Raw genomic sequence first — 25,843 nt, forward strand, 5'->3', positions numbered from 1 at the left:
GCGCCGACGCCACCAGGCCCGAGCCCGCCGCAGCCACTACCAACGCCAAGCCACCCAGCAGCCATAAAGATCACATCTCCGGCTGGAGTACTAGGCGCTCAGTGGGAACTCCTCGCCCAGAGCCCGGAAGACCGCCGTGTTGAGTGTGTACGCCCGCCGGCACTCGGCGATCACCCGCTGCTTCTCCAGGTCGTCGACCCGGATGCCGTCCAGGAGTGCCCGGTACGTCCTCTTGAACGCCGCCGGGTTGGGGATCCCGTCGAACACATAGAACCGGACCCCGTCACCCTTCCGGGTGAAGCCCCACGTCCTCTCCGCCATGTCGCGGATGATCTGGCCGCCGGCGAGGTCGCCCATGTAGCGGGTGTAGTGATGGGCGACGTATCCGCCGGGCCATTGCTCGGCGCACTCCCGCACCCGGTTCGCGTACGTCCGCGTCGCGGGCAGCGCCGTCAGGTGCGCCCGCCACTCGGGCCCGCGCAGATGCGCCAGGTCCCGCTCCAGCGCGGTCATCCGGAACAGCTCCGGCCGCACGAACGGCGCGGCCACCGGGTCGCCCCCCAGCCGGGCGGCGGCGGACTCCAGGGCCTCGTACACGAACCACAGCTGCTCCGTGTACCGCGTGTACGCGTCCACGCCGAGCCTGCCGCCGAGCAGGCCGGTGATGAACCCGGAGGTGTTCGCCTCGCGGTGCTCGTCCTGTGACGCGGCGCGGATGAGCGCCGAGAAGGCCGTGCCGGCCGTCTCCGGGGTGTTCATGGGGCCTCCGAGCTTTGCCGACATCCTGTCGGCAAAAATCCTACCCGCGATCCGCTCCCGACCCACGCGAAAGAGCCCGCTCTGTGGACAGAGCGGGCTCCTGGGGTGCGGCGTGGCTACGGCAGCGTGAGGATCTTCGCGCCCGCCTCCGTGACGACCAGCGTGTGCTCGAACTGTGCGGTCCGCTCGCGGTCCTTCGTGACGACCGTCCACCCGTCGTCCCACATGTCGTACTCGTGCGTGCCGAGGGTGAGCATGGGCTCGATGGTGAAGGTCATGCCGGGCTGCATCACCGTGGTCGCGTGCGGGCTGTCGTAGTGCGGGATGATCAGCCCGGAGTGGAACGACGAGTTGATCCCGTGACCGGTGAAGTCCCGCACGACCCCGTACCCGAACCGCTTCGCGTACGACTCGATGACGCGGCCGATGACGTTGATCTGACGGCCGGGCCTGACGGCCTTGATGGCACGGTCGAGGGACTCGCGGGTGCGCTCGACGAGCAGCCGGGACTCCTCGTCCACGTCGCCGACCAGGTAGGTGCCGTTGGTGTCGCCGTGGACGCCGCCGATGTACGCCGTCACGTCGAGGTTGATGATGTCGCCGTCGCGCAGGACCGTGGAGTCCGGGATGCCGTGGCAGATGACCTCGTTGACGGAGGTGCACAGCGACTTGGGGAACCCGCGGTAGCCCAGGGTGGAGGGATAGGCGCCGTGGTCGCACATGTACTCGTGCGCGACGCGGTCCAGCTCGTCCGTGGTGACGCCCGGGGCGATGATCTTCGCCGCCTCGGCCATCGCCCGCGCCGCGATCCGCCCGGCGACGCGCATCGCCTCGACGGTCTCGGGGGTCTGCACCTCGGGCCCGGTGTACGGGGTCGGCGCCGGTTTGCCGACGTATTCGGGGCGGCGGATGTTTCCGGGCACGGAACGGGTGGGAGACAGCTCTCCTGGTACGAGCAGCGACTGGCCAGACATGCCAGCGAGTCTATCCAGCGGCCGTGCGGGACCATGGCCGTGGTGAAAGGAGCTCCTGCGATGGCGCTGTTCAGGAAGCGTACGGTCGGCAAGCAGGGCGAGTGGTACTTCTGCCTGGTCCACCAGAAGGTCGAGGAGGGACCGGAGTGCCCGGCGAAGGACCGTTTCGGCCCGTACGCGTCCCGCCAGGAGGCGGAACACGCGATGGAGACGGCACGGGAGCGGAACGTCGAGTGGGAGACGGACCCGCGCTGGCACGACGCGCCTCCGGCGGAGCGGGAGGGGGACTGAGCCGGGGGCTCGTGGAGCGGGAGGGGGACTGAGCCGGGGGCTCGCGGAGCGGGTGGAGGACTGAACCGGGCTCGCGCGGAGCGGGTGGAGGACTGAACCGAGGGCTCACGCACCGCCTCCGCCGCTGCTCGGCGGAGACAGGAGGCCCCCGACCCACCCGCCCTTCCGGGCGGGCGGGTGCCCACCGGCCCGGCGCCCGGGGCAACCGGATCTCCCGGCGGCTACCACCGCGCCGGCGGCGGCTCCGTCAGCTGGTCCGCCAGCCGGGACAGACGGTCCCGGAAGCGGCGGCGGCCCCGCGGAGCCGGCAGCCGGTTCTCCCCGGCCGCCGCGCTCACCAGGTGCTGCACCGTGTCCAGGTCCAGATCCGTCTCCTCGGGCACCGTCAGCGACTCGTGTGCCAGAGCCGTCAGGCCCCGGTCCCCGGCGTCCAGCGCCAGCACCGTCGCCCCGGCCCGCCGCGCGTCGTGGACCCGCTCCAGCAGCCCCGCCCCCGGCGCGGCGGGCGACACCACCAGCAGTGTCTCCCCGCGCCGCGCCGCCGACAGCCGCCCCAGCCCCACCGCCAGGTGCGCCGGATCCGAGGCCCGCGCCGCGTGCCGCACCAGTGTCGGGGACAGTTCCGGCGTCCCGGACCAGGCCGCCTCGTCGACCAGGTGCGCCGCCAGGTGCCACGGCTCGTACTCCTGAGTGCCGACGAGCAGCAGCCCGCCCCCGTGCGACACCACGGACCCGCGCAGCGTCCCCGCGAACCGCCGCGTGGCGACCGGCCACTCGGTCCCGGCGAGCACTTCCCGCAGCAAGGCGACCCGTACGGCGTCCATACGCAGGCATCCTGCCGCAAACGGCCCCGGGGGGAGCGGGACTTCCGCCTGAATTCCCCCGACCCGGGGACGGATCAGGACCACCGGCCACAGAAGCACCACCGCCCACCGCCACCACCCCTGCGGAGGGGCACCTTCCGCCGGATCCCGGGACGGCCCTCACCTGAGCGGCGCGGCCGGCCGGGGCGCACGTAGAGTCGGCCCATGACCTCTACCGACAGTGCACCCAAGGCCCCCGCCAAGGACCCCTGGGACCTCCCCGACGTCTCCGGCTACGTCGTCGGCGTGCTCGGCGGCACCGGGCCGCAGGGCAAGGGCCTCGCCTACCGGCTCGCCCGGGCCGGCCAGAAGGTGATCATCGGCTCCCGTGCCGCGGAGCGCGCGCAGAACGCCGCACAGGAGATCGGCCACGGCATCGAGGGAGCCGACAACGCCGAGACCGCGCGGCGCAGCGACATCGTGATCGTCGCCGTGCCGTGGGAGGGCCACGGCCCGCTGCTTCAGTCGCTGCGCGAGGAGCTGGCCGGCAAGCTCGTCGTCGACTGTGTCAACCCGCTCGGCTTCGACAAGAAGGGCGCCTACGCGCTGAAGCCGGAGGAGGGCAGCGCCGCCGAGCAGGCCGCCGCCCTGCTGCCCGAGTCGCGGGTCACCGCCGCCTTCCACCACCTGTCCGCCGTCCTCCTGGAGGACCCGGAGGTCGAGCAGATCGACACGGACGTCATGGTCCTCGGCGAGGAGCGGACCGATGTGGAGATCGTGCAGGCGCTGGCCGGACGCATCCCCGGCATGCGCGGCATCTTCGCGGGCCGGCTGCGAGGCGCCCACCAGGTGGAGTCGCTGGTGGCGAACCTGATCTCCGTCAACCGGCGGTACAAGGCACACGCCGGTCTCCGGATCACGGACGTATGACCCTATGGGGGACACTGGTCGGCGAAGCAGTTCCGAGCAGTGTCCCCCGACAGGAGAGCCGAACCCATGCCCCGCCTCGCCCTCTACGCCCTCGCCGTCTGCGTCCTCTCCGTGGCCGCGGCCGTCGTCTCCTTCGTCCAGGGCAGCTGGCTCGGCATCGTGTGGATCCTGCTCGCGGGCGTGTCGTCCAACATGACCTGGTACTACTTCAAGCGCGGCCGCGCGGGCCGGTCGGACGGGACGAAGTCCGTCACGGGCTGACCGTGCAGAACTCGTTGGTGCCCTGCCAGAAGCGGTACAGCTCCTGACCGCAGTACCGGTCGAAGTCGCCGATGCCCAGGCCGCTGAGGATGGTGTCGATCACGTCGAAGAACGCGTTGTTGACCGACGGCACCCACAGCAGCGCGAACACGAACAGCAGGCCGAACGGCGCGAACGGCTCCACCTGGCGCCGGACGCTGTACGGCAGCCAGGGCTCGAGAATGCCGTAGCCGTCCAGGCCGGGCACCGGCAGGAAGTTCAGGATCGTCGCCGAGACTTCCAGCAGGGCCAGGAAGGCCAGGGCGAACCGGAAGTCCCGCGGCACCCCGTCCAGCGCGCCCAGCCAGAACGGGGCCGTGAGGAGCGCCGCGAACACCACGTTCGTCAGCGGGCCCGCCGCCGAGACCAGGCTGTGCCGCCAGCGGCCCCGGATACGGCCCCGCTCGATGAACACCGCGCCGCCCGGCAGACCGATCCCGCCCATGATCACGAAGACCACCGGCAGCACGATGCTCAGCAGGGCGTGCGTGTACTTCAGCGGGTTCAGCGTAAGGTAGCCCTTCGCGCCGACCGAGATGTCGCCGCTGTGCAGGGCGGTGCGGGCGTGCGCGTACTCGTGCAGGCACAGGGAGACCACCCAGGCGGCCGTCACGAACAGGAACACGGCGACGCCGGGCTGCTCGGCGAACCCGCTCCAGGTGGCCCAGCCGGCGACCGCCGTCACGGCCAGAATCCCGACGAACACGGGACTGATCCTGCGGTCACTGCGCCGGGCGGCGGCGGTGGTCATGGGTCTCCCTGAACTCGTACACATACGGCGACGGCCCGACCGTACCGGGCGCAGCGGGAAAACGTCTCGCCGGAGGGGTCGAGTTCCGGTGCCCGCGCCGCGCCACGCGGAAACCCCGTGACCGCCGGTCACGGTGGCGGAGAGAATGAATCCCGTGCGCTATCGCCTTCTCGGTACCACCCAGGCACTCCGCCCCGACGGCACGCCCCTGCCCGTCGGCGGGGCGCGGCTGCGTGCCTTGCTGACCGTGCTCGCGCTGCGGGCCGGCCGGGCCGTGCCGGCCGCCCTGCTCGTCGACGAGGTGTGGGACGGCGACCCGCCCGCCGACGCCCCCGGCGCCCTGCAGGCGCTGGTCGGGCGACTGCGCCGGGCGCTCGGTGCGGACGCCGTGGAGTCCGTGGACGGCGGCTACCGGCTGGCCGCCGCGCAGGACGACGTCGACCTGCACCGGTTCGAACGGCTCGCCGGGGAGGGCCTGCGCGCACTGGCCGACGGCGACTCCGCGAAGGCGGCGGTCGTGCTGGACGACGCCCTCGCCCTGTGGCGCGGCCCCGCCCTCGCCGACCTGCCGGACCGCACCGCCGAGGCCGCCCGCTGGGACGCCCGCCGCCTCGACGCGCGCCGCGCCCGCCTCACCGCCGGGCTCGCCCTCGGCCACGGCGAGCAGCACCTGCCCGAGCTGACCGCCCTGTGCGACCTCCACCCCCTGGACGAGCCCCTGCAGGCGCTGCGCCTGCGCGCCCTGCGCGACGCGGGCCGCCAGGCTCAGGCCCTGGCCGCCTACGAGGACGTACGGCAACTGCTGGCTGACCGGCTGGGCTCCGACCCGGGGCCCGAACTGCGCGCGCTCCACGAGGAGTTGCTGCGTGCCCCCGGCACCGCGTCCACCGCGATGCCGTCCCACGGGGGCACCCGCGCCGCGCCCCCACCTCCCGGCAACCTCCGCGCCCGGCTCACCTCCTTCGTCGGGCGCGAGGCCGACATCGACGCCCTTCGCGGTGATCTCGCCCACGCCCGGTTCGTCACCCTGCTCGGGCCCGGTGGCGCCGGAAAGACGCGGCTGTCCCAGGAGGCCGCCGAGACCGTGGCGCACGAACTGCGGGACGGCGTGTGGCTGGCCGAACTCGCGCCCGTCGACGACCCCGAGGCCGTGCCCGAGGCCGTGCTCACCGCCGTCGGCGCGCGCGAGACCGTGCTGCGCGGCGCCGGCGCCGAGGAGATGCGTGCCGTCGCCGACCGGCACGACGACCCCCTCGTCCGGCTCGCCGAGCACTGCGCCCGGCGCCGCATGCTGCTCATCCTCGACAACTGCGAGCACGTCGTGGACGCCGCCGCCCACCTCGTCGCGCACCTGCTCGAACGCTGCCCCGGCCTGACGGTCCTCGCCACCAGCCGGGAACCCCTCGGCGTCCCCGGAGAGGTGCTGCGCCCCGTCGAACCGCTGCCGCAGCCGTACGCGCTGGAACTGCTCGCCGACCGCGGCGCCGCCGCCCGGCCCGGCTTCCGCGTCGAGGACGATCCCGAGGCCGCCGCCGAGATCTGCCGCCGCCTCGACGGGCTGCCCCTCGCCATCGAACTGGCGGCCGCCCGCCTCCGCATGCTCACCCCGCGCCAGATCGCCGACCGGCTCGACGACCGCTTCCGGCTGCTGACCTCCGGCAGCCGCACCGTGCTGCCCCGCCAGCAGACGCTGCGGGCCGTCGTCGACTGGTCCTGGGACCTCCTCGACGAGGAGGAACGCGCGGTGCTGCGCCGGCTGTCCGTCTTCTCCGGCGGCTGCGACCTGACCGCCGCCGAGGCCGTGTGCGGGCCCGCCGCCCTGGAGGCACTCGGCTCGCTCGTCGACAAGTCCCTCGTCGTGGCCGGCCCTTCGGGCGACGGCGCGATGCGCTACCGGCTTCTCGAGACGGTCGCCGAGTACGCAGGGGAACGGCTCGAGGAGTCCGGCGAACGCCCCGGCACCGAGCGCGCCCACCTCACGTACTACCGCGAACTGGCCCGCACCACCGACCCGTTGCTGCGCTCCTCGCGGCAACCTGCGGCGGTCGAGCGGCTCCAGCTGGAGTACGAGAACCTGCGCACGGCCCTGCGCCGCGCCGTCGCCGCCCGCGACGAGCAGGAGGCGCTGTGCCTGCTGCTCTCGTTGTGCTGGTACTGGCAGATGCGGGACCTGCGCACCGAGGCCCGCACCTGGTCGACCGCCGTCATGGCGCTCGGCCCCGACCCGTTCACCTCGCCCGCGCGTCCGGTGCCGGACCTGCTGGACAGGCCCATCGACACCCCGCCGCCGATGCGCCCCGAGGTCCTCGACGAGGCCCGCCGCGACGCACATCTCGTCCACCTCGCCTGCATGGACATGGACATCCAGGCGTGGGAGACACCCGAGGCCAAGGCGAAGCTGCGGATCATCAGCGAGACCTACCGCCCCGGGCAGCCGCAGACCTGCCGGGTGCCCGGTTTCCTGTGGTTCTTCGCCGTCCTGCTCACCGCCGACATGGACCGCGTCCGCGTGGTCATGGACGAGGCCGTGCGCACCTGCCGTGCACTCGGCCACGCCTGGGAGCTGGCCCAGACCCTGCAGGTGCGCGCCAACCTCCTCTCCAACCGCACCGACTGGACGGGCGACGCGACCCAGGACGCGGACGAGGCGCTGGAGATCTTCATCCGCCTCGGCGACGCCTGGGGCGCGGCCGAGGCCCTGTCCGCCCGTGGCGAGGCCAACGAACGCCGCGGTGACTACCTGCTCGCCGCAGCCGACTACGAGGCCGCGCGGCGTTACGCCGAACAGCTCGGCGCCCGCTCCCAGATGGCTGTGCTCGGCGCCCGCCTCGGCAGCGTGCTGCTGGACGCGGGGGACGCCGAGCGGGGTGAACGGCTGCTGCGCGAGGTGCTCGAAGACCACCGGGGCGTGGCGCACGACGCGCTGCCGGCCGCGCGGCTGTTCCTGGCGATGTGGCTCGGCCGTACCGACCGCGTGGCCGAGGCGCGCGAGCAGCTGCGGGCGGTGCGGGAGGAGTTCCAGGCCATCACCTTTCCGGTCTTCGAGGGGCTCGTGATCGGCATCGACGCATGGCTGGACACCGTCGAGGAGCGGTACGAGGAGGCTCTCGTCAAGGTGCGCACGGGGCTCGCGCGGGCCGGGGACCGCATGAGCCTGATGATCGCGCCGCACATGGCCTCCGTGCATCTGGTGACCGCGGCGATCGCGCTCGCCGGCGTGGACGGCGGGCGTCGCGCCGGGGACGCGGCCCGGTGCGTGGCCGCCGCCGACGGGCTGCTGCCGCCCGGCCACGTCCGGGCACCCGCGGAGCTCGAGGCACGCGCCAGGGCCGAGGCGGGCACCCGGGCCGCGCTGGGCGACCCGGCCTACGAGGCCGCGTACGCGGAGGGCGCCTGCCTCACTCTGGAGGAGGCCGCCGCCCTCGTGTGACGCGGACCGGCCGTGCTCGGGCCGGGTGTCAGCTCTTGTTGTTGAACTTGCGGATGGCGATCGGCGCCATGACCAGTGTGAGGACGGCCGACCAGGCGAGGGTCATCAGCACGCTGTGGGCGACCGGACCCCCGTTCATCAGGCCCCGGGCGGCGTCCGCGAGCGTCGACAGCGGGTTGTAGTCGGTGAACGCCTGCAGCCAGCCCGGCATGGTGTTGGTCGGGGCGAAGATCGACGAACCGAACTGCAGCGGCATCAGCACGAGAAACCCCATCCCTTGGACGGCCTGGGCGCTCTTCAGCACCACGCCCAGGGTCAGGAAGATCCACATCACTCCGAACCCGAAGAGGACCGACAGTCCGATCGCCGCGAAGAGGCCCGGGACGTTCGACACCGACAGTCCGAGCATGAAGCCCACCGCGAGCAGAACCGCCGTGGCGAACAGCATCCGCCCTAGCTCCACCGTGATCTTCGCGACCAGGACGGAGGCGCGACTGATCGGCAGGGACCGGAAGCGGTCCATCACGCCCTTGTGGAAGTCCTCGTTGAATCCGGTGCCGACGCCCTGCGCGATGTTCATACCCATCATCGCCATCAGGCCGGGGACCACGTAGTTGACGTACGCGTGCCGGTTGTGGGTGCCCGCGATCGCGCCGCCGAAGACGAACACGAACAGCAGGCAGAAGATGATCGGGAACAGGATCGCGTCGAACATCGACTCCGGGTCCTGCCGGATCCACAACAGGTTGCGGCGGACCAGGGCACCGATGTGGCGCAGGTTCGCGCGCAGTCCGATACGGCCTTCGGGGACCGGCGGAAAGATAGTGGCGGCGCTCATGCGGCGACCTCCTCACGGGTGGGGGAGGCGTCCTGCGGGGCACCGGCCTTGTGGCCGGTGAGGGACAGGAACACCTCGTCGAGGCTGGGCAGTTCGGTGGAGATGCCGGCGAGCGTGATGCCGCGGGCGGTGAGCGCGCCGACCACCGCGGTCAGCTGCTCGTCGCTGAGGATCGGAACGAGGACGGTGCCGGTCTCGGTGTCCACGGTCGCGCTGCCGGGACCGGTGAGGCCGAACTCGTCGAGTGCCGTGGCCGTCGGGCGCAGCTCCGCCGGGTCGGCCGGGCGGACGCGCAGCGTACGGCCGCCGACCTTGGCCTTCAGCTCGTCGATGCGGCCGCCCGCGATGACCTTGCCGCGGTCGATGACGGTCAGCTCCGAGGCGAGCTGCTCGGCCTCCTCCATGTACTGGGTGGTGAGCAGCACGGTCGCGCCCTCGGCGACCATCCGCTTGACCTCGGTCCACACCTCGTTCCGGGTGCGCGGGTCGAGGCCGGTGGTCGGCTCGTCAAGGTAGAGCACCGCCGGGTGCCCGATCATCGAGGCGGCCAGGTCCAGGCGCCGGCGCATACCGCCGGAGTACGTGGACGCCGGTCGCTTCGCGGCCTCGGTGAGCGAGAACCGCTCCAGCAGCCCGTCGGCCCGGGCGCGGGCCTCCTTGCGGGACAGGTCGAGGAGCCGGCCGATCATGTACAGGTTCTCGAAACCGGACAGCTTCTCGTCCACCGAGGCGTACTGGCCGGTGAGGCCTATCACGCGGCGCGTCTGCCGCGGCTGCCGTACGACGTCGTAGCCGGCGACGACGGCGTGGCCGGCGTCCGGGGTGATCAGGGTGGACAGGCAGCGCACGAGGGTGGTCTTGCCGGCACCGTTCGGCCCCAGCACGCCGAGGACGGTGCCCTCGCGCACATCGAGGTCGACGCCGTCCAGCGCCTTGGTCTCACCGTAGTGCTTGACCAGCCCCCGCACGGTGACGGCCGCGTCCGGTGCGGCGTCGTTCGGGGTGTTGTCGATTCGCGTCATGCCACGAAGGTGTCAGGTCCCACCGACAAACGACCGACAGCGCACCTACAGCCGCCGACGCATCGCTGACAGCTCACCCCTGGCCGCCGACAGCACCGAAAACTCTCCGACGAACACCGCAACCATCAATTGAGGAACCACGACGGCGAGCTACCAGGTCCGCGAGAGCGGCGCCGGTTTAGGCGCAAAACGGGTCGAGCAACCAGGTCCGCGAGAGCGGCGCCGGTTTAGGCGCAAAGGCGGCAGCCCGCCGACGGGGGATGATCGGCGGGCTGCTGCGCGCCACCTGAAGGGGCGCGGGGTGGTGGCATTGTGGGGCTTCGCCGTGTGGACGCTCCGCGAACGTCAGTGGACCGAGTGCTCCTCGAGCGGGAACGTCCCGCCCACCACGTCCTCGGCGAACGCCCTCGCCGCGTCGCCCATCACCTGTCGCAGATCCGCGTACTTCTTCACGAACTTCGGCACCCGGCCCCCGGTCAGCCCGAGCATGTCCGTCCACACGAGCACCTGCGCGTCCGTGTCCGGACCGGCGCCGATGCCGACCGTCGGAATGTGCAGCACCCGCGTCACCTCGGCCGCCAGCTCCGCCGGGACCAGCTCCAGGACCACCGCGAACGCACCCGCGTCCTGCACCGCCTTGGCGTCCCGCAGCAGTTGCGCGGCCGCCTCCTCGCCGCGGCCCTGCACGCGGTACCCCATGGCGTTCACGGACTGCGGCGTGAGGCCGATGTGCGCCATGACCGGGATGCCGGACTCCACCAGCAGCTCGATCTGGCGGTGCGAGCGCTCGCCGCCCTCCAGCTTCACCGCGCCGACCCCGGCCTCCTTCACCAGCCGGGTGGCCGAGCGCAGCGCCTGCACCGGGCCCTCCTGGTACGAGCCGAAGGGCAGGTCGCCGACGATCAGGGCGCGCCGGGTGCCCCGTACGACGGCGGCGGAGAGCATGGTCATCTCGTCGAGGGTGACGGGCACGGTCGTCTCGTACCCCAGGTGGCAGTTGCCCGCCGAGTCGCCGACGAGCATCACCGGGATGCCGGCCTCGTCGAACACGGACGCGGTCATCGCGTCGTAGGCGGTGAGCATGGGCCACTTCTCACCGCGCTCCTTGGCGGCGGTGATGTCGCGGACGGTGATACGGCGGGTGCTCTTCCCTCCGTACAGCGCCTTGCTGCTGTCGGAGGACCTGAGCGTGCCCTGAGCGTGCTGCCCCTGGGCAGCCGGAAGCTGCGTCATCGCAACGGCTCCTTCTGTCATCTCGAGGCGCCCTGACGGCGTCCCCGGACCACCCCCATGGTGGCACCTCGTGCCACGCACGGCTAGGGCAGGGGGCGGGCCTCGGCCCGGGCCGTGGGACAGGTGGCGGCTCACCTTCGGGAGCAGAGCCCGCGTCTCCCGGATTGGGCCGTTCGACACGTGACCCGGGTCTCTTCTTAAGGAGTCCGTAAAGACTTCCGATACGAGACGGTTCCGTATCGGAAGTCGCCTAGGCTCGCTCATATGACTACCCCTGCTGCCCCTGTCGAACGGCGGGTGCCCGATGCCGTGCACCGGCGCCGGTGGGCCATCCTCGGCGCGTTGATGCTCAGCCTGCTGATCGTGGTGCTCGACAACTCCATCCTGAACGTCGCCATCAAGACGATCTCCACACCCGCGCCGATCGGCCTCGGCGCCACCCAGAGCGAGCTGGAGTGGGCCATCAACGCCTACACGCTCGTCTTCGCCGGGCTGCTGTTCACCGCGGGGCTGCTGGGCGACCGTCTGGGCCGGAAGAAGGCGCTGCTGGCCGGTCTCGTGGTGTTCGGCGCGGGGTCGGCGCTCGCCGCGGAGTCCGGTTCACCCGATCAGCTGATTGCGTTCCGCGCCCTCATGGCCCTCGGCGCGGCCTTCGTGATGCCGGCCACGCTCGCCGTCCTCATGAACGTCTTCGAGCGCGACGAGCAGCCCAAGGCCATCGGCATCTGGGCCGGCGGCGTCGGCCTCGCCATCGCCATAGGGCCGATCACCGGCGGGGTGCTGCTCGACCACTTCTGGTGGGGCTCCGTCTTCCTGATCAACGTGCCGATCGTGATCCTGGCGCTCGCTCTGATGATCTGGCTGGTCCCCGACTCCCGCGACCCCAACCCCGGACGCCTCGACCCCATCGGCGTCGTGCTGTCCGTCGTCGGCCTGGTCCTGCTCGTCTACGGCATCATCAAGGGCGGCCAGCTCGCCGACTTCACCGACACCAAGGTGATCGGGACCATACTGGCCGGTCTCGCCGTCCTCGCGCTCTTCGTCGTGTTCGAGAAGCGCAGCGACCACCCGTCCATCGACGTCGGCTACTTCAAGAACAAGGCCTTCTCCTCAGCCATCACCGCGATCTCCCTTGTCTTCTTCGCGCTGATGGGCGTGACCTTCTTCTCCGTCTTCTACACCCAGAGCGTGCGCGGCTACTCGCCGCTGCAGGCCGGTCTGCTGTTGCTGCCGCTGGCCGCCGCACAGCTGATCTTCGCGCCGCGTGCCCGGCTGCTGGTCGACCGGTTCGGCAACAAGGCCACCACCACCGCGGGCATGCTCATCATCGCCGCGATGCTCGCCGCGTTCGCCGCCCTGACGGCGGACACGCCCATCTGGATCCTCGAGGTCCTGTTCTTCCTGATGGGCACCGGGATGGCGCACATCATGACCCCGACCAGCGTCGTGATAATGCAGGCCCTTCCCCGCGAGAAGGCCGGCTCCGCGTCCGCGCTCAGCAACACCTTCCGTCAGGTCGGCGGCGCGCTCGGCATCGCGGTGCTCGGCTCGGTCCTGTCGACGTCGTACCGCGACGGCATCCAGGACAAGCTGACGTTCCTGCCGGCAGGCGTACGGCACACCGCGGGCGAGTCCATCGAGGCGACCCTCGGCGTCGCCTCCAAGCTCGGCCCGAAGGGCAGGGCGCTCGTCTCCCCGGCCAACGACGCGTTCCTGCACGCCATGCACGTCACCGCGCTGTGGGGCGCGGGCGTGGCGGTGCTCGGCGCCGTGGTGGTCGCGCTGTTCCTGCCCGGGAAGGCGGCCGCGCGGACCGGCACCGAGGAACCGGAGCTGGTCGCGGCCGATCACTGACGGTACGTCGAGACGGGCACTCGGGCGGCCGGGTGCCCGTTGACGACAGACAGCGGGGGAACACCCCATCGCCGGCCAAGGACGGAGTCGAACGTGAGCCTCGCCGAGAGCAGGCCCCGGACCCAGCAGCAGGAGTGGCCCGTGCGCGGACGACCGCGCAGCGAAGCCGTCGAACGGGCCATCATCGAAGGGGTGATGAAGCTCATGGAGGACGGCGTGTCCCTCGCCGACCTGTCCATAGAGCGCATCGCCCGCACCGCGGGCGTCGGCAAGGCCACCATCTACCGGCGGTGGAACAACAAGGAGGACCTCTTCGTCGACGTCCTGTGCTCCGCCGACCCCGAGGACCCCGAACTGCCGGGCACCTCGATGCGCGACGACCTGGTCATGCTGCTGGAGTGGCTGCGGCAGCGCGCCCTCGCCAGCCGCTCCTCGGCGATCCTGCGCAACGTGCAGGCGCAGATGAAGTCCAGCCCCAAGATCTGGGCCGCCTATCACGCGACCGTCATAGCACCCTGGCGCCGGCTCAGCCTCGACATCCTGCGCCGCGGACAGCGGAACGGCGAGCTGCGCACGGACGTGGACATCGACCTGATGAACGACATGCTGGTCGCCCCCATGCTCGTACGCTCCCTGCTGCGCCCGGAGGCACCGCTCGAGGAGGGCCTGAGCGAGCGGATCGTCGACACGGCCCTGGAAGGCCTACGAGCCGTGAGATCGTAACGCCCACGTGCCGGTTTCCCGCGCGTATGTGCGCGTTTCGTCACAGAAGGCCCCTCAGGAACCCCCGTTCGGAACTTCGGACGCCGCCTTGTTCGTCCTCGTGCGCGTACGGCCGCCATGGGGCGGCAGGGACGGAGCCGATCATCCCCTAGGGTCGTTACCGCGGGGGGATGACGGTGTGCACGGCAAGGTGTGAGGCGACGGTATGGCGCAGGCGTACACGACGGAGACGGGTGGCGGCGGCACGGGACCGGGCCGCAGAGGACCCCGGCTCCGGCGCCTGTACGACCGACTGCGCGGTGACCGCGGCATCTGGCGTCGCGGCATCGTCCTGGCCGCGCTCGCGGTGGTCCTCGCGCTGGTGATGCTGCTGCACGCGCGGATCCCCAACAGGATCGGAAACACCGGCTCCCTGACGGAGACGTTCCTGCCCTGGTTCGGGATCGTCGGCGTGCCGCTGCTGCTGATCCTCGCGCTGCTGCGGAAGTCGGCGACGGCGCTGATCGCGGTGCTGCTGCCCGTGACGGTCTGGCTGAACCTCTTCGGTGGGCTGCTCGGCGACAAGAGCGGCACCGGCGGCGACCTGACCGTCGCCACGCACAACGTGAACGCCGACAACCCCGACCCGTCCGCCACCGCCCGGGACGTGGCCGCGTCCGGGGCGGACGTGCTGGCGCTGGAGGAGCTGAAGGCGTCCGCGGCGCCGGTGTACGAGCGGGCGCTGGCGTCGACGTACCGGTACCACTCGGTGCAGGGCACGGTCGGGCTGTGGAGCAAGTACCCGCTGAGCGGGGTCGAGCCCGTGGACATCAAACTGGGCTGGACGCGGGCGATGCGGGCCACCGTGAACACGCCGGAGGGCGAGGTCGCCGTCTACGTCGCCCACATGCCCTCCGTACGGGTGAAGCTGGCGGCCGGGTTCACCGCGCGGCAGCGGGACACCAGCGCGGACGCGCTGGGGGAGGCCATCGCCGAGGAGAAGCTGAGCAAGGTGATCCTGCTCGGCGACCTGAACGGCACCATGAACGACCGGGCGCTCAACGCCGTCACCTCCCAGATGCGCTCGACGCAGGGCGCGGCCGGCAGCGGCTTCGGGTTCAGCTGGCCGGCGTCGTTCCCGATGGCCCGGATCGACCAGATCATGGTCAGGGGCGTGAACCCGGTGAGCTCGTGGACGCTGCCGCGCACGGGGAGCGACCATCTGCCGGTGGCGGCGCGTGTGAACGTCACCACCCCTTAACCTCGCGGAATACTGGGCCTGCCAGGCTTTGTTCCGTACGTGAACATACGAACGCAGACGACGACGTACGGAAACCGTTTTGGAAAGGCACAGGCACTTCATGCCCCTGGCCCTGCTCGCCCTCGCCGTGGGCGCCTTCGGCATCGGAACAACCGAGTTCGTGATGATGGGCCTTCTGCCCAATGTCGCGGACGACCTGCACACATCCATCCCCACTGCCGGGCACCTGGTCTCGGCGTACGCCCTGGGCGTGGTGATCGGCGCGCCGCTGCTCGCCGCGGTCACGGCGCGCATGTCCAGGCGTACGGTCCTGATCGGCCTGATGGCCCTGTTCGTGCTGGGCAACGCCCTCTCGGCGCTGGCGCCCGGCTACGACTGGCTGCTGGCCGCCCGCTTCCTGAGCGGGCTGCCGCACGGCGCGTTCTTCGGCGTCGGCGCGGTCGTCGCCACCAACCTGGTGGCGCCCGAGCGCAAGGCCCGCTCCGTGTCGCTGATGTTCATGGGCCTGACCGTCGCGAACATCGCCGGTGTGCCGGTCGCGACACTGATGGGGCAACATCTGGGGTGGCGCGCGACGTTTCTGGGCGTGAGCGCGATCGGTCTGGCCGCGATCGCATCCCTCTTCCTGCTGATCCCGCACGACCACACCCACGCCCCGGCCGGCGGTCTGCGCGGCGAACTGGCCGCCCTGCGCTCGCTGCCCGTGTGGTTGGCGCTGGGGACGACGGTGGCGGGCTTCGGCGCGCTGTTCTCGGCGTACAGCTATGTCACGCCGATGCTGACCGACGCGGCGGGCTACGCCGACTCGAGCGTGACGCTCCTGCTGGCGCTGTTCGGCGTGGGCGCGACGATCGGCAACCTGGTGGGCGGCCGGCTGGCGGACCACTCGCTGCGGGGCACGCTGTTCGGCGGCCTGACGTCGCTGGCGGCGGTCCTGTCCCTCTTCCCGCTCCTGATGAGCGCCGAGTGGAGCGCGGCCCTGGCGGTCACGCTGCTGGGCATGGCGGCATTCGTCACCGGCTCGCCGCTGCAGCTCATGGTCATGGAGAAGGCGTCGGCGGCGCCGTCGCTGGCATCCTCGGCGAACCAGGCGGCGTTCAACCTGGCCAACGCGGGCGGAGCGTGGATCGGCGGCCTCGCGCTGGCGGCGGGCTTCGGGGTCACCTCGCCTGCGCTCGCCGGGGCGACGCTGGCCGTACTCGGCCTGGGCGTGGCAGGCGTGGCGTACGCGGTGGACCGGCGGCGGGAGGTTGTCCGGGTGGGCCGAGTGGTCGCCACGCACGTGCCGGAGCAGTCGGGCGCCCTGCATCTCTGACCCAGGGGGCTCCGCCCCCTGGACCCGATCCGACTCGGTGCTCGGACCGGCTGGATCCGGTGCGGGAGGAATGGAGCGGCGGGGTGTTCGGGGTGGGGTGCGTCACGTGGGCTTGCCGTCTGCGGCATGGGGCCCTGCCGGGGCCGGACGGCGTTCCTCCTCGATGTGGTCCTGGCGAGGAACGCCGTCCGTCCTGCTCTTACTGTTCGACCAGGTACCTGACGAAGTCCACGAGGAACTCGCCGTACCGGAGAGCCGATCCGACGGCTTCCAGCCTCACGTACTGCTCGGAGGACAGCGAGGCATGAGGAGCACATCTGATGGCTCTCAGCAGCACCCGGAACGCCACGTCCGGGGTGCAGCGGCGCGCGCAGTCGGTGAGCGCCGCACGCACCTCGGGCTCCAGGAACCGAGCGGCCTCGATCTCGGCGACGACCATGTCGAGGCAGGCCACGCCGTCCTCGGTGTCCGCTCCCGTGAGCGGGCGTACATCCCCGTTCGCCGACAGCCGCTCGTCACACAGGCCGACGACCGTCCGCGTCCACTCGGCTCCTCCCCCCAGGAGCCTGAAGCTCGGCATGTACTGCGCTCCTGCGTCCCACAGCACCTCCAACGTCGGCGAAGGAAGGTTGCCGAGAACCCGCGCGTCACGGCGTACGGCCAGGGCCTCCTCGTCCACCGACTCGGCGAGGTGTTTGGCGACGACGTCGGCAGCCGTATCCCCGTCGTAGATCCAGTCCTGATGGAAGGAAGCCATCACCCTCGACACACCGAAGTCGAACGGCGTGAAACGTGGCATCGTCCCTCACCTTCTCACTTCGGGTAGCACGTCTGCACGTAGAAGCCGGCCTTGTGCCCCTTGGCGCGTACAAGTTTGATGTAGTACCCATTGCCAGCCACCCGCACGCTCCCGTCTGATCGGCCGATGCTCCGCAGAGCAGTTGTCTGCGCCTGCGCATCCGGTTGGGCCGTCGCGCCCGCCAGGCGCACTGGGTCGACATCTGGCGTGACCCGGCTGGAGCCGCGGCGGTGAGGACGGCCAACGACGGCAACGAGACCGTGCCGACCGTCGTCGTGGCCGGCCGCACGTCAACCCCGATCCCGCATGGGTGCGCGAACAGCTCTTCCGTTCCCGGTGACAGGCCGCAGCTCCGGTTCGGCCAGCTCGCACCAGACCGTCTTCCGATCCGCTCCCTGATCCACGCCCCAACGCTGGGAGAGCTGGTCGATCAGGACCAGGCCGAGGTGAACCGGGGCCCAGGGGCCGTCACCGTCAGGTCTCCGGGGCGTCGAAGCGGGCCAGGTCCCGCAGCCAGGCCCGCGCGTTGCCGTCGGAGGGTGCGCGCCAGTCGCCGCGCGGGGAGAGCGAACCGCCGGCCGAGACCTTCGGCCCGTTCGGCATGGCGGACCGCTTGAACTGCGCGAACGCGAAGAAGCGACGGCAGAAGACCTCCAGCCAGTGCCGGATCTCCGGCAGGTCGTACGCCACCCGCTTGGCCTCGGGGAAGTTCGGCGGCCAGGCGCCGGCCTCCGGGTCGTGCCAGGCGTGCCAGGCCAGGAACGCGATCTTCGACGGCCGGAAACCATACCGCAGCACGTGGAAGAGCGTGAAGTCGTGCAGCGCGTACGGGCCGATCTTGGATTCGGTGGACTGCATCTCCTCGCCCGGTACGAGCTCCGGGCTGATCTCGGTGTCGAGGATCGCGGCGAGCGTCTTACCCGTCTCCTCGTCGAACTGGCCGCTGCTGATGACCCAGCGGATCAGATGCTGGATCAGCGTCTTCGGCACGCCCGAGTTGACGTTGTAGTGGCTCATCTGGTCGCCGACGCCGTACGTGGACCAGCCGAGCGCCAGCTCCGACAGGTCGCCGGTGCCCAGCACGATGCCGCCGCGCTGGTTGGCGAGCCGGAACAGGTAGTCGGTGCGCAGCCCCGCCTGCACGTTCTCGAAGGTGACGTCGTACACCGGCTCGCCCGAGGCGAACGGGTGGCCCATCTCCTTCAGCATCAGCCGCGCGGTGGGTGTGATGTCCAGCTCGGCAGCGGTCACGCCGAGCGAGTTCATCAGCTTGTGGGCGTTGTCCTTGGTGTGGTCGCTGGTGGCGAAGCCGGGCAGCGTGAAGGCGAGGATGTCGCTGCGCGGGCGGCCCGCGCGGTCCATGGCGCGGGCGGCGACGATCAGCGCGTGCGTGGAGTCGAGGCCGCCGGACACCCCGATGACCACCTTCGGGCCGCCGATCGCCGCGAGGCGCTGCTGGAGGCCCTCGACCTGGATGTTGTACGCCTCGTAGCAGTCCAGGGCGAGGCGGTCGGGGTCGGCGGGCACGAACGGGAAGCGCTCCAGACGACGGCGCAGCCCCAGGTCGGTGAGCGGCGGATCGAGCTCGAACGTGACCGTCCGGAAGTCGCCCGTCCGCGCCCGGTGGGTACGGCGGTTGTCGTCGAACGTGCCCATGCGCTGCCGCTCCTGCCGCAGCAGGTCGAGGTCCACGTCGGCCACCGCGTAACTGTCGCCGAGCGGGAACCGCTCGCTCTCGGCCAGCAGCGCGCCGTTCTCGTAGATCATCGTCTGGCCGTCCCAGGACAGGTCGGTGGTCGACTCGCCGAGGCCGGCCGCCGCGTAGACGTACGCCGCGAGGCAGCGGGAGGACGCCGAGCGGCACAGCAGCTTGCGGTCCTCGGCCCGCCCGACCGTGATCGGGCTGCCCGAGAGGTTGACGAGGACGGTCGCACCGGCGAGGGCCGCCTCCGCGCTGGGCGGCACCGGCACCCACATGTCCTCGCAGATCTCCGCGTGCAGCACCAGACCGGGGACGTCCTCGGCCGCGAACAGCAGATCCACGCCGAACGGCACGGCCTCGCCGCCGACGCGGATCGACCCGCCGCGCTCGTCGGCGCCGTCGCCGATCTGCCGGCGCTCGTAGAACTCCCGGTAGTTCGGCGGGTACGACTTGGGCACGACACCGAGGACGCGGCCGCGGTGCACGATGACCGCGCAGTTGTAGACCCGGTTGCGGTGGCGGAGCGGGGCACCGACGACCAGGACCGGCAGCAGCTCGGCCGATCCGGCCACCACCTCCTGGAGCGCCTCCTCGACCTGATCGAGCAGCGCGTCCTGGAGCAGCAGGTCCTCGATCGAGTAGCCGCACAGCACCATCTCCGGGAAGACGGCGACGGCGACCCCCTCCCCGGCGCACCGGCGCGCGTGGCGCAGGACCGCTTCGGCGTTGGCGTGCGGGTCCGCGATGACGGTGTGACCCGTGCACGCGGCGACGCGTGCGAAGCCATGCTGATAGATCGACCAGAAGTTCAACGGAGGCACGGGCCCAGTGTAATCGTCAGAGCGACGCGATGGGTGGTGCGGGGTGTGTGCCACCTCACGCACGGCGAAGGGGCGCGGGGTGGACCCACCCCGCGCCCCCTCAAGATGCCGTTGCCGGCGGTGCCTCAGTGGCGCCCGTACGACTCGACGTAGCCGGGAGCGGGCGATCCCACGCCGGTCACGTCGTCGTAGCCCTTCACCGCGCTCAGCGAGCTGTCCCTGCCGAGGCTGCGGACCGAGGTGGCGATGCCGCCCGTGGCGTCGTAGCCGTCGACGAAGTCGACGCGCGCCACGGCGAGTCCGGAGCCCGTCGGGTTGTCCGTGACGTCGTGGTACGCCTTCGAGCCGTACCTGGCGTAGATCTCCGGGTTGGCGAAGCCGATCGGCTGGCCGCCGCGGGCCTCCTGGGCCAGCGCCTGGACGGCGGCGATCACCGGCGCGGCGAGTGAGGTGCCGCCGATGCGGTACTCGTCGTACGCCTGCGTCTTGCCATCGGGCAGGGTCTGCGTCTGGCCGACCAGGAAACCGGTGTTGGGGTCGGCGATCGCCGCGATGTCCGGGACGACGCGGTTGCCGGTCGCGTTGTTGGCGTTCGCCAGCGCGTCCGGGACGACGCCCTTCTGGTAGTCGGGCTCCGCCACGGTCTTGCTGGTGCCGCCGCCCGCGCCCGAGGTGAACGCGCCGGGGAAGCCGACCCAGCTCTTGCCGTCGCTCGACAGCAGAGCCTTCTCGGTGCCCCAGCCGGTCTCCCACTGGTACGTGTCGTTCTTGCCGACCGCCAGCGAGGTGCCGCCGACCGCCGTCACCCAGGCGGAGTTGGCAGGGGTGTCGACCTGCTTCGTACCGGTGTTGGCGACCTCGTCACCGTTGTCGCCGGAGGAGAAGTAGAAGCCGATGCCCTCGGCCGCGCCGAACTGGAAGACCTGGTCGTAGGCGGCCGCGAGGTCCGGGGTCTGGTTGGCCTCGATGTCGCCCCAGGAGTTGGAGACGATGTCGGCCAGGTGGTTGTCGACGACCTTGCTGAGCGAGTCGAGCAGGTCGTCGTCGTAGCAGGAGGCGGCGCCGACGTAGGTGACGTTCGCGGCGGGGGCGACCGCGTGCACGGCCTCGACGTCGAGCGTCTCCTCGCCGTACCAGCCCGCGGCCGAGCACTCCTTGGTCTTGGTGTACTGGTCGGGCAGCACCTGGCGCAGCTGGCCGGTGGTCCAGGCGGCGTCGCCGTGCTTCTTCGCGTAGGTGGCCGCGTCGAAGGCGATGGTCGGGGAGGCGTACGCGTCGGTGATGGCGATGCGCACCCCCTTGCCCGTGCGGGTGCCCGCGCCGTACGCGGCCCGCAGCTGCTTGCCCGTGTAGCCCTTGACGGCGTACGGGATCGCGTGGCCGTACGCCTCCGGCAGCGTCGTCGCGGTGTTCGAGCCGTAGTAGGAGGAGAACGGCCCGGAGTTGCGGAAGACGGTCTCCGGCGGCGGCAACTGGTCGTCGTGGTTCGCCTTGTGGGGGGCGTTGTCCAGGCCGGTGACGGTCAGGACGGCGCCCTTCAGGCTCTCGGGCGCGGTGGCCGCCTTCGACGGCGCACGGTAGGTCTTGCCGCCCTTGGCGTAGTTGTGCAGCTGCGTACCGAAAGCCTTCTCGGCGGCGGCCACGTCACCGGTCACGGCGACGTAGTGCTGCGTGACGGCGGTGACCTTCAGGCCCGACGCCTTCAGCCACGACGTGACCGAGGCGACCTGCTCCTTGGTCGCGCCGAAGCGCGCCTGCGTCTGCTTGGCGCTCAGGTACTTGCCGTACAACGGCGAGTGCGGGTCGGAGACGGCCTTCGCGTAGGCGGCCAGGCCGCGCGCGTCACGGCCGGCGAGGTAGACCCGGGCGGAGACCTGGGCGCTGTCGGAGGTCGCGCCCTTGTCCGCCGTGGCCGTCGCCCACGCGGGCTTGGTGCCCGCGAGAGCCTGCCGGCCGGGGTTGTCCGCGGCGTGCGCCGCGGGTATGCCGAGCGCCAGTGCGCCGGCGAGCAGCGGCAGTGTCGCTGCCAGGCCCACCCCGGCGCGCGTCTTGGCGCGGTTGGATCTCATAGAACCCCCTGCGATGCGGTTCGTCGCATGTAGTGGTCGGTCGATGTGATCCGCGTAGAGCACCGGGCGATGACGGCGCGGTGAATGGATCACACGATGGGGGTCACTCTTTCGATGAACCGTTCATGCCTGGGGAATGAAAAGGCCAAGGAAACGCCAAGTGGCCGCGACTGCCGGGGGTTTGGGCGGATTTGGGTATTCCCCGTATGTTGCGGAAGGGTTGCGATTCCCGGGATACCCTTGCGGCGAACTCCGTTCGATGCCGCTTTGTCGACTTGTATGCAGACCGGTGGCGTCAGGGGCGTGGCTCGGCGCCGCGTTCCTCGAGCATCGTCGTCATCAGGTCGATCTCCGACCGCTGGGCGTCGACCATGGCCTGCGCGAGCCTCTTCTCCACGCCCACCGTGCACTTGGCGACACAGCCCTCGGCCATGTGGATGCCGCCCTTGTGGTGGTCGGTCATCAGTTGCAGGAAGAGGATCTCCGCCTGCTTGCCGCTGAGTTCGCCCAGCTTCCTCAGCTCCGTGTCGGTCGCCATGCCCGGCATCAGCGCGCCGTCCTTGCCGGAGGCCATGCCGCCCATGCCCATCCACGTCATCGGCGGCTCGGAGGACACCTTCGGCAGCCCCCACAGGTCGAGCCAGCCCAGCAGCATCCCGCGCTGGTTGGCCTGCGTCTGCGCGATGTCGTACGCGAGGCGGCGCACCTCCTCGTTCCTGGTGCGGTCGCGCACGATGTACGACATCTCGACCGCCTGCTGGTGGTGGACCGCCATGTCCCGTGCGAAGCCGGCGTCCGCCGAGTCCGCGGCGGGCACGCGGACGCTCCCCGACCCGCCGTCCTCGGCGACCGCGTACGTGATCGCGCCCGTCGCCACGAGCGCCGCCGCCGCGGCCCCGGCGATCCAGCCGATGTGCCGGCTCACCGCATCGTCCCGCCGGTGCACGAGGCACCCGGCTCCGGCGTCTGCTCGCCCTGGACGTAGGTCGCGAGGAACCTGTCGACGCCCGGGTCGCCGGCGCTCCGCACGGAGAGCTGATGGCCCCAGGCCGTGAGCATGATCGGGCTCGCCTGGTTCTCGTAGGGGCTCATCAGCGTGTACGGGGTCTTCCTCACCTTCGCCGCGAGCGCGGCGACGTCGGCCTTCGACGCCTTGCCGGAGTACGTCACCCACACCGCGCCGTGCTCCAGCGAGTGCACGGCGTTCTCGTCCCTGACCGGCTCGGTGTAGACGTCGCCGTTGCAGTTCAGCCACACCGGGTTGTGGTCGCCGCCGACGGGCGGGTGCATCGGGTAGGACACGTTCGTGGTGACGTGGTTGCGGGACAGCCTGCCCGTCCAGATCCGCACACCGTCCTTGCCGGTGACGAAGTGGCCGGTGTCCTTCGCGCTCTTCGCAGGGCCCTTGGAGCCGCTCGCCGAGCCCTTGGAGCCGCCGGCCGAGTCCTTCGAGCCGCTCGCCGCGGAGGCCTTGTTCCCGGACTGCGAGTCGATGAGGACCACCCCGCCGACGACGAGACCGGCGACGACGACCACGCTCGCCGCGATCGTCAGGATGCGGTTGCGGCGCTCACGTGCGCGTTCCGCACGGCGCATCTGCTCCATGCGGGCCTTGCGCTCGGCGGAACCGGGGGTGGGGGCGGAGCCCATGGCGCGTCCTTCGGTGGAAAGGGACCTTCGGGACGGCTGATCGTAGTGGGGCCGAAGTCCCTGGACCTAGGCCGGACCACCCGAATGGCCGAGGGGACGGCCTACCCACCGAATAATTTGAAGCCCAGATGCGCATTATCTACGCTGATGGAATGCGGCTGTTGCGCTCCACCGACCTGGCGCTGCGGGTCCTGATGCGGCTCGCCGTCGCCGGCGACTCCAGCCCCACGACCCGCGAGGTCGCGGGCGCCATGGACGTGCCGTACACGCACGCCGCGAAGGTCGTGGCCGAACTGACGCACATGGGACTCCTCGAGGCCCGCCGCGGCCGGGGCGGCGGGCTCACGCTCACCGAGGCAGGGCGCACGGCGTCGGTCGGCGCGGTCGTGCGCCGCTTCGAGGGGGAGGGCGACGTCGTCGACTGCGAGGGCGCCACGCCCTGTCCCCTGCACACCGGCTGCCGATTGCGGGGCGCGCTGCGCCGGGCCCAGGAGGCGTTCTTCGCCTCGCTGGACCCGGTGACGGTCGAGGACGTGGTGGCGGCGCCGACGGGGCCGCTGCTTCTCGGTATGCCCTCAGTGCTGTGACGGCGAAGGGCCGGGGTCTCGACCTCGTCCCGCCTGTGGGCTGCTGAGGCTGCTGCATACGATGCAAGCGACGGCGGACTGCTTCTGAGCGGTACGGTCGCCGCTCCACCGCCCCGCCGCGCTCCCGGCGGGGCAGGCTCCCCCGTCTGCGCCGACGCCCCGGGCGAGATCGTCTCGCATCGCCACGCCTCGATGTCGGCCAGGTAGGTGGCGCTGTCCCGGACGAGTCACGGCTCGGCGGCGGTGGGGTCGGGGCGGGCTCGTCGCCCGGCGGCCCGGTCGCCGTGTCCTGCCCCAACGGTGCGGAGACGGAGGTGGGCTGGGCCGTCGCGGCGACTCGACCTCACACCCTCGAAGGTCTCTTCTGCCTCACAAGCCTCTTCAGTCCACCGTCGCACCAGGACCCCTCACCGGCCAGCCGGGCAGCCGCGGCGGGATCAGTCCTGAGCGAGCCAGAGGTCGGGTCCGAACACCTCGTAGTGGATGTCGGCGGGGGCCACACCCTTCTCGATCAGCTGGGCGCGCACCGCGCGCAGGAAGGGCAGCGGACCGCACAGGTACGCGCGCGTGCCCGAGGCGACCGGTACGGCGGACAGGTCCACCAGGCCCTTGTGCGCGGACTCGGGGGCGTCCTGCTCGTACCAGAAGTGCACGGCGGCGTCCGGCAGCTTGGCCGCGAAGCCCTCGTGGTCGGTGCGCAGGGCGTGCGTGGCGGGGGAGCGGTCGGCGTGCACCACGGTGACCGGGGCGCGGTGGCCCGTGCGGGCGAGCTGCTCCAGCATGGCGATCATCGGGGTAACGCCGATGCCGGCGGAGGCGAGCAGCAGGGGCGCGTCGGTGGCGTCCAGGACCAGGTCTCCGTACGGGGCGGACAGCTCCAGGGTGTCCCCCTCACGCACGCGCGCGTGGAGGTGACCGGAGACCTCGCCGTCCGGCGTGTCGCCGCCGTGGACGCGCTTGACGCCGATCTGGCGCACCGGGGAGCCCGGCGCGGCGGACAGGCTGTACTGGCGGATCTGCCGGGCACCGTCCGGGAGTTCCACGCGGACGGAGACGTACTGGCCGGGGCGGAAGTCGGGCACCGGGCCGTCGTCGGCCGGGCGGAGCTGGAAGGTGGCGACGTCCGTCGTCTCCTCGACGCGCCCCACGACACGCCACCGCCGCCAGCCGGACTGTCCGCTCGCCTCGTACAGCCGCTTCTCGATCGCGATCAGCGCGTTCGCCATCAGCCAGTAGACCTCGTCCCAGGCGGCGGCGACCTCGGCGGTGACCGCGTCGCCCAGGACCTCGGCGATGGCCGCGAAGAGGTGCTGGTGGACGACCATGTACTGCTCGGGCGTGATGCCCAGCGAGGCGTGCTTGTGAGCGATACGGCCCAGCATCACGTCGGGGCACTCGTCCGGGTGCTCCACCAGGTGGGTGGCGAAGGCGGCGATCGAGCCCGCCAGCGCCTGCCGCTGGGTGCCGGCCGCCTGGTTGCCGCGGTTGAACAGGTCGCGCAGCAGCTCCGGGTGGGCGGCGAACAGTCCGTCGTAGAAGCGCTCGGTGATCTCTGCCAGTGAGGCGCCGACGGCGGGGAGGGTCGCGCGCACGGTGGCGGCGGACTGTTCGGAGAGCATCGGAACTCCTTTTGTGAAGGAAGGGTGGGCTTCGGCCCGCTCGGCCGTCGGCACCGTAATAAAACTTGCATCTGAGATGCAAATTTAACGAGGCGGGAGAGGGACGAGATCGGCCATTACGTATGGGCCGCCG

The 25,843-nt window shown here is 71.3% G+C and carries 22 protein-coding genes and 1 pseudogene; 10 read left to right on the top strand and 13 right to left on the bottom strand.

The features are described from left to right. Positions 1 to 90: 90 nt before the first annotated feature. Both AB0N14_RS35675 and map read right to left on the bottom strand, forming a co-directional pair. A complete protein-coding gene (locus AB0N14_RS35675) occupies positions 91 to 759 on the bottom strand; it encodes a biliverdin-producing heme oxygenase (protein WP_366029852.1) in 669 nt (222 codons plus the stop codon). 116 nt (positions 760 to 875) lie between these two features. Next, positions 876 to 1,733: a type I methionyl aminopeptidase gene (gene map / locus AB0N14_RS35680; protein WP_366029854.1), complete on the bottom strand. Its 858-nt coding sequence runs from the start codon at positions 1,731 to 1,733 to the stop codon at positions 876 to 878. Positions 1,734 to 1,793: 60 nt separating this feature from the next. Between map and AB0N14_RS35685 the strand changes: the two genes are divergently transcribed. Then, positions 1,794 to 2,024: a hypothetical protein gene (locus tag AB0N14_RS35685; protein ID WP_366029855.1), complete on the top strand. Its 231-nt coding sequence runs from the start codon at positions 1,794 to 1,796 to the stop codon at positions 2,022 to 2,024. Positions 2,025 to 2,245: 221 nt separating this feature from the next. On the opposite strand, the gene AB0N14_RS35690 is transcribed toward AB0N14_RS35685, so the two are convergent. Further along, the gene (locus AB0N14_RS35690) at positions 2,246 to 2,848 is read right to left on the bottom strand and encodes a hypothetical protein (RefSeq protein WP_366029856.1); all 603 of its coding nucleotides are present in this window, start codon (positions 2,846 to 2,848) and stop codon (positions 2,246 to 2,248) included. Positions 2,849 to 3,052: 204 nt separating this feature from the next. On the opposite strand from AB0N14_RS35690, the gene npdG reads away from it, so the two are divergent. Together npdG and AB0N14_RS35700 are read left to right on the top strand one after the other, a co-directional pair. After that, a complete protein-coding gene (gene npdG / locus AB0N14_RS35695; protein ID WP_366029857.1) occupies positions 3,053 to 3,757 on the top strand; it encodes an NADPH-dependent F420 reductase in 705 nt (234 codons plus the stop codon). A 66-nt stretch (positions 3,758 to 3,823) separates the two neighbouring features. Then, complete coding sequence (locus AB0N14_RS35700; RefSeq protein WP_263229588.1) at positions 3,824 to 4,018, top strand: hypothetical protein; 195 nt, start codon at positions 3,824 to 3,826, stop codon at positions 4,016 to 4,018. Here AB0N14_RS35700 and AB0N14_RS35705 read toward each other — a convergent pair. Continuing rightward, positions 4,008 to 4,808, bottom strand: a complete 801-nt coding sequence (locus AB0N14_RS35705; protein ID WP_366029858.1) for a site-2 protease family protein — start codon at positions 4,806 to 4,808, stop codon at positions 4,008 to 4,010. The two genes, AB0N14_RS35700 and AB0N14_RS35705, sit on opposite strands and share 11 nt — an antisense overlap. Positions 4,809 to 4,953: 145 nt before the next feature. Between AB0N14_RS35705 and AB0N14_RS35710 the strand changes: the two genes are divergently transcribed. Next, on the top strand, positions 4,954 to 8,238 hold the full coding sequence (locus AB0N14_RS35710; protein WP_366029859.1) for a BTAD domain-containing putative transcriptional regulator: 3,285 nt from the start codon (positions 4,954 to 4,956) through the stop codon (positions 8,236 to 8,238). A gap of 28 nt (positions 8,239 to 8,266) precedes the next feature. On the opposite strand, the gene AB0N14_RS35715 is transcribed toward AB0N14_RS35710, so the two are convergent. The 3 genes from AB0N14_RS35715 to panB form a co-directional block, all read right to left on the bottom strand. Beyond that, positions 8,267 to 9,076, bottom strand: a complete 810-nt coding sequence (locus AB0N14_RS35715) for an ABC transporter permease (protein WP_366029860.1) — start codon at positions 9,074 to 9,076, stop codon at positions 8,267 to 8,269. Then, positions 9,073 to 10,098, bottom strand: a complete 1,026-nt coding sequence (locus tag AB0N14_RS35720; RefSeq protein ID WP_366029861.1) for an ATP-binding cassette domain-containing protein — start codon at positions 10,096 to 10,098, stop codon at positions 9,073 to 9,075. Before AB0N14_RS35720 ends, AB0N14_RS35715 begins: the two co-directional genes overlap by 4 nt. Before the next feature lie 345 nt (positions 10,099 to 10,443). After that, the gene (panB, locus tag AB0N14_RS35725) at positions 10,444 to 11,331 is read right to left on the bottom strand and encodes a 3-methyl-2-oxobutanoate hydroxymethyltransferase (RefSeq protein WP_366029862.1); all 888 of its coding nucleotides are present in this window, start codon (positions 11,329 to 11,331) and stop codon (positions 10,444 to 10,446) included. 264 nt (positions 11,332 to 11,595) lie between these two features. On the opposite strand from panB, the gene AB0N14_RS35730 reads away from it, so the two are divergent. From AB0N14_RS35730 to AB0N14_RS35745, 4 genes are all read left to right on the top strand, one after another. Next, positions 11,596 to 13,185 (top strand): MFS transporter, encoded by a 1,590-nt coding sequence (locus AB0N14_RS35730; protein ID WP_366029863.1) that lies wholly within the window; start codon positions 11,596 to 11,598, stop codon positions 13,183 to 13,185. Positions 13,186 to 13,278: 93 nt separating this feature from the next. Further along, positions 13,279 to 13,908, top strand: coding sequence for a TetR/AcrR family transcriptional regulator (locus tag AB0N14_RS35735; protein WP_366029864.1), 630 nt, complete (start codon positions 13,279 to 13,281; stop codon positions 13,906 to 13,908). Positions 13,909 to 14,113: 205 nt separating this feature from the next. Continuing rightward, entirely contained in the window at positions 14,114 to 15,148 is a 1,035-nt protein-coding gene (locus tag AB0N14_RS35740; protein WP_366029865.1) for an endonuclease/exonuclease/phosphatase family protein, read from the top strand. Between the two features lie 100 nt (positions 15,149 to 15,248). Next, positions 15,249 to 16,463 (top strand): MFS transporter, encoded by a 1,215-nt coding sequence (locus tag AB0N14_RS35745; protein WP_366029866.1) that lies wholly within the window; start codon positions 15,249 to 15,251, stop codon positions 16,461 to 16,463. A gap of 199 nt (positions 16,464 to 16,662) precedes the next feature. Here AB0N14_RS35745 and AB0N14_RS35750 read toward each other — a convergent pair whose 3' ends face one another. Beyond that, positions 16,663 to 17,262, bottom strand: coding sequence for a hypothetical protein (locus AB0N14_RS35750; RefSeq protein WP_366029867.1), 600 nt, complete (start codon positions 17,260 to 17,262; stop codon positions 16,663 to 16,665). Positions 17,263 to 17,405: 143 nt separating this feature from the next. On the opposite strand from AB0N14_RS35750, the pseudogene AB0N14_RS35755 reads away from it, so the two are divergent. Continuing rightward, positions 17,406 to 17,602: pseudogene (locus AB0N14_RS35755) on the top strand (hypothetical protein); the annotation flags it as partial. 134 nt (positions 17,603 to 17,736) lie between these two features. On the opposite strand, the gene AB0N14_RS35760 reads toward AB0N14_RS35755, so the two are convergent. The 4 genes from AB0N14_RS35760 to AB0N14_RS35775 form a co-directional block, all read right to left on the bottom strand. Beyond that, positions 17,737 to 19,785: an NAD(+) synthase gene (locus tag AB0N14_RS35760; protein WP_366029868.1), complete on the bottom strand. Its 2,049-nt coding sequence runs from the start codon at positions 19,783 to 19,785 to the stop codon at positions 17,737 to 17,739. Between the two features lie 125 nt (positions 19,786 to 19,910). Beyond that, entirely contained in the window at positions 19,911 to 21,854 is a 1,944-nt protein-coding gene (locus AB0N14_RS35765) for a S53 family peptidase (protein ID WP_366029869.1), read from the bottom strand. A gap of 295 nt (positions 21,855 to 22,149) precedes the next feature. Beyond that, positions 22,150 to 22,779 carry a DUF305 domain-containing protein gene (locus tag AB0N14_RS35770; protein ID WP_366029870.1) on the bottom strand — a complete coding sequence of 210 codons (630 nt, stop codon included), beginning with the start codon at positions 22,777 to 22,779 and terminating at the stop codon, positions 22,150 to 22,152. Further along, positions 22,776 to 23,504, bottom strand: a complete 729-nt coding sequence (locus tag AB0N14_RS35775; RefSeq protein WP_366029871.1) for a DUF3105 domain-containing protein — start codon at positions 23,502 to 23,504, stop codon at positions 22,776 to 22,778. Before AB0N14_RS35775 ends, AB0N14_RS35770 begins: the two co-directional genes overlap by 4 nt. Before the next feature lie 152 nt (positions 23,505 to 23,656). Between AB0N14_RS35775 and AB0N14_RS35780 the strand changes: the two genes are divergently transcribed. Next, positions 23,657 to 24,091, top strand: coding sequence for an Rrf2 family transcriptional regulator (locus AB0N14_RS35780; protein ID WP_366029872.1), 435 nt, complete (start codon positions 23,657 to 23,659; stop codon positions 24,089 to 24,091). Positions 24,092 to 24,528: 437 nt separating this feature from the next. On the opposite strand, the gene AB0N14_RS35785 is transcribed toward AB0N14_RS35780, so the two are convergent. After that, a complete protein-coding gene (locus AB0N14_RS35785; RefSeq protein ID WP_366029873.1) occupies positions 24,529 to 25,710 on the bottom strand; it encodes a globin domain-containing protein in 1,182 nt (393 codons plus the stop codon). Positions 25,711 to 25,843: the final 133 nt, after the last annotated feature.

The organism is Streptomyces sp. NPDC051104 (genome assembly GCF_040682835.1).
Taxonomy (GTDB): domain Bacteria; phylum Actinomycetota; class Actinomycetes; order Streptomycetales; family Streptomycetaceae; genus Streptomyces; species Streptomyces cynarae.